The sequence below is a fragment of the Acinetobacter sp. ATCC 27244 genome, assembly GCF_000156555.1.
GTDB lineage: Bacteria > Pseudomonadota > Gammaproteobacteria > Pseudomonadales > Moraxellaceae > Acinetobacter > Acinetobacter haemolyticus.
On the sequence record NZ_GG665961.1, the window covers coordinates 66,894 to 70,214 of the forward strand.

General features: G+C 35.3%; 2 protein-coding genes, 1 pseudogene and 1 other annotated feature. Of the genes and pseudogenes, 1 reads left to right on the forward strand and 2 read right to left on the reverse strand.

Annotation, left to right across the window (positions count from 1 at the left end):
- Both HMPREF0023_RS16345 and HMPREF0023_RS12010 read right to left on the reverse strand, forming a co-directional pair.
- Positions 1–787 (reverse strand): annotated as a pseudogene (locus HMPREF0023_RS16345) (IS3 family transposase); the annotation flags it as partial.
- Positions 396–512 (reverse strand) — a sequence feature (AL1L pseudoknot). Its footprint overlaps the pseudogene before it by 117 nt.
- A 47-nt stretch (positions 788–834) precedes the next feature.
- Entirely contained in the window at positions 835–1,116 is a 282-nt protein-coding gene (locus tag HMPREF0023_RS12010; protein WP_017396678.1) for a hypothetical protein, read from the reverse strand.
- A gap of 197 nt (positions 1,117–1,313) precedes the next feature.
- Here HMPREF0023_RS12010 and HMPREF0023_RS12015 point away from each other — a divergent pair, with 197 nt between their 5' ends.
- A complete protein-coding gene (locus tag HMPREF0023_RS12015) occupies positions 1,314–2,951 on the forward strand; it encodes a hypothetical protein (protein ID WP_008942222.1) in 1,638 nt (545 codons plus the stop codon).
- The last annotated feature ends 370 nt before the right edge of the window (positions 2,952–3,321 follow it).

A 3,321-nucleotide genomic window follows, 5' to 3' on the forward strand; every position in this document is an offset into this window, starting at 1 on the left:
AACACATCAATAATAAAGGCGGTATAGACCCAGCCTGAATGAGTTTGAATATACGTAAAGTCACTCACCCACAGTTGGTCAGGATGATCAGCATTAAAATTACGTTTCACTAAATCATCTGCTCTTTTTTGATCATCTCGGCTACGGGTGGTTTGTTTATTCTTACCACGCCAAACACCTTGTATACCTAGCTTTTGCATCAATCGAGCAACTGTACAACGTGCGATAACATAACCTTCACGTTTCAATTGTTGCCAGACCTTACGCACACCATATCGACCTGAACTTTCTTTCCAAATTCGTTGAATTTGTTCAGCATGATGCTCATCATGTAGATCTCGTTTCGCTCGATGTTCTGGATTGTCAGCGAGATCTAAAGTTCGGTAATAGGTTGAAGCTGCGATCGGTAAAATCCTACAAATCGCATCAACACCATATCGATCTTTATTGTTATGGATAAAATCCACCATTATTTGTGTGGGCGGTCGAGCTCCGCCTGGGCGAAAAAAGCGGCTGCTTTACGTAGAATCTCATTGGCGCGTTGCAGTTCTTTATTTTCGCGTTCGAGTTGTTTGATACGTTCTTGGTCTGAAAGCTGCTGTACTTTAACTGGATTTTGTTTATCTAAATATTTTTGATACCAAACACGAAGTGTTTCAGGAGTACAACCAATCTTAGGCGCAATTGCTGTGATCGCAGCCCAATTCGATGGATAATCTTTTTCGGATTCAATCAATAATTGAACCGCTCTATCTCTGATTTCAGGGGTGTATTTTACTTTTTTCATCGGGACATTCTCTCAAGAAAAGTGGTCTCCGACAAACCCGGTACGGTTCACTTGGATGTTGAGCTTTTACTTATTCTTGCCTGAATACGGCTTTTGTGCTGTTTAGAGGTTTGGTGCTTGTGCTCCCTAAATTTTTTACGAATGGTTTCATAGAAATCTTTAGATGCGGCGACAAATTCTTTTGTTGAAAGTATGGCTTGTTCTTGATCATAACCGAATAGGATTTGGGGTTGGGATATAGACACTGTAAATTGTTTTGGGGCTAATTTGCTCCATGCATCTTTATTTTTTTGGATGAAATCTTCCTTAGCTTTACTGTCTTTCTTCATCCAATTTTCAAAATGTTCGTATGGTCTTGTCATGATGAGCATTTATATGAAATTAATAGCAGGAATAATATTAACTTATTAGTAAGTTAATGTTAACTATAATGTTAACTTAATATTTACTAAATTTTAATGGTTGCGTATTTGAGGTTTATCATCCATATTTGTGAAATTACAAGTGGGTAGTGTTCGATAGATTCATGGAAGATAGATTTTTACTTTTTTTACTTGCTCATGAATTTTCTCCTATTGCTTTGAGCCCAACAGCACGATGGTTGTTACTCCAAATAATTCAAATGTATGGAGGGCAAGAATTTTGTTTAACATCTGCAATGAGTGCAAAGGAGTTTGTATTTCATGATAAGAAATTGCAGACAACGCTGAATGAGTTACAAGAGCATCAAATAATTGTTAGAGGAATTGATGAAAAATCTTGCAAAGAATTTGTAAGAATAGATATTGAAATGTTTGGTCTTTGGGGGAGTGTAAAAACGATAGGTGATTTTGAGAAAGAGCGATGGTTCTCTAAGATGATGAATCATGAACTTCCGCTGAAGGCTCTTTTTTTTCACCTTGTCGATACCAAATTAAATGACTTTTATGTACATCACTTACAACATACTAAACCGATATTCTTTGGAAAAATAGATTTCAAAACGGCATTGGTATTAATGGTATTGGTTAGACATAGTAATCAATTTGGAATTACCAATAAATGCGGAATTCATAAATTAAAGCATAAAACAGGACTGTCTAAAGATGCGATCTTTCGGTGTATCAAAAAATTAAAGCAACAGGGACTCATTCGTACACGAGTCGATGGTACTCAATCAAGCAAGATTATCAGTCGAATGAATCCATTTTACGCACTCAACTTATCGCATGAGCTTTGGGGGGATAAAGCTCGATATGGTCGATTTTATATTGAGAAAAGTAAACCCACTCAGCTTTTTGAAGTACAACGGGTAGGTCGTTTATTTCAGTTGTTTAAAACCTTTAATAGAGAATTGGACTATTATTTAAATTTTAGACAAGATCCACATTCAACATATATCAGTTTGATACAGCATGAACCAAGAATATTGAGTGATCGCTTATGCCAGCGAACGGTATTCAATTTTGAAAATTCATCCAAAATGGCTCAGGATGATTTAGAAAAGGAGCTTGTGCTTAATTTATTGAGTGGTTACTTTGAATTAAAAAAATACCCTTTAGCTCAGTCGTGGTTGAAAGAACTAATTAGCTATAATGAGTTGAACACCAAGTCGAATAATTTTGTTAACGCTTCGATGGCTTGCGCATTATTTCAGTGTTATTTGGAACAGTGGAGTTTAGAGTTATATTCCTCCTCAACTAGATTGAAGCAATTATTACTAAATTTTGATGTTGTAGAAGTAAATGATCTCAAGAGGCTTGAAAAAAACCTTAAGCTAAGTTCTTTGCTTCAGATAAATGATCGCGATTTGAGTAGATTCTTCGAACAAGAAATTCAAAGTGTTACCTTCTTAATTAGTTTTTTACTGACATTGATTGCAAACAATAAGCTTTATCCGTTCCTTGCTAAGCAAAGTAATATTAAGCAGTTGAAGCCTTTCAGTATTATGCCTCGTTCATATCATCAACAAACATATAGCTGCATTTTTATGATTGATCCAACCCTACGAGCAAATGAGTTTTGCTTATTGGATGAAGCAGATGATGATTTCTCCGAGTGTCGAAAACACAAAAATCATGATTCAAATTTCAGTTCTTTTGACTCACCAAGTTTACAGCAATTACAAGATTTTGGTTTGCTTCCTGTGGAATGTAGGGGGGTAGATTGCTTAGTTAATATTTAACTATATTGGCGTAACTTTAGCCTAAGCAAATTTCGATATATCTTTGGATATATCGATGGTTAGCATCATATGGTTCAATGATCTTACCGAGGCAATAGCTTAAGGTACTTAACAGGTATCTTATATAATTATCTATAAGTAATATATTAATAATATAAACAATATCTTATCTAGTTGAGTAAGTACAATGAGTTGCTTAGTTCAGTATAGCCCATACTCAAATGGGCTATAGATAACGTATCCATATCAAGTCACTAAAAACATGCAGAACTAACCCTATAGTATGTTCCAAAGTCTATGAGCATATTCAGTAGAGCAGGATGACCACAACATCCTGCTTTAGAATCAAGATCAGTAAAAAAATATATTC

What these genes read in the sequence shown, in the direction of transcription:
- HMPREF0023_RS12010 (WP_017396678.1), bottom strand. Translation starts at nt 1,116, where the DNA reads ATGAAGAAAGACAGTAAAGCTAAGGAAGATTTCATCCAAAAAAATAAA.
- HMPREF0023_RS12015 (WP_008942222.1), top strand. Translation starts at nt 1,314, where the DNA reads ATGGAAGATAGATTTTTACTTTTTTTACTTGCTCATGAATTTTCTCCT.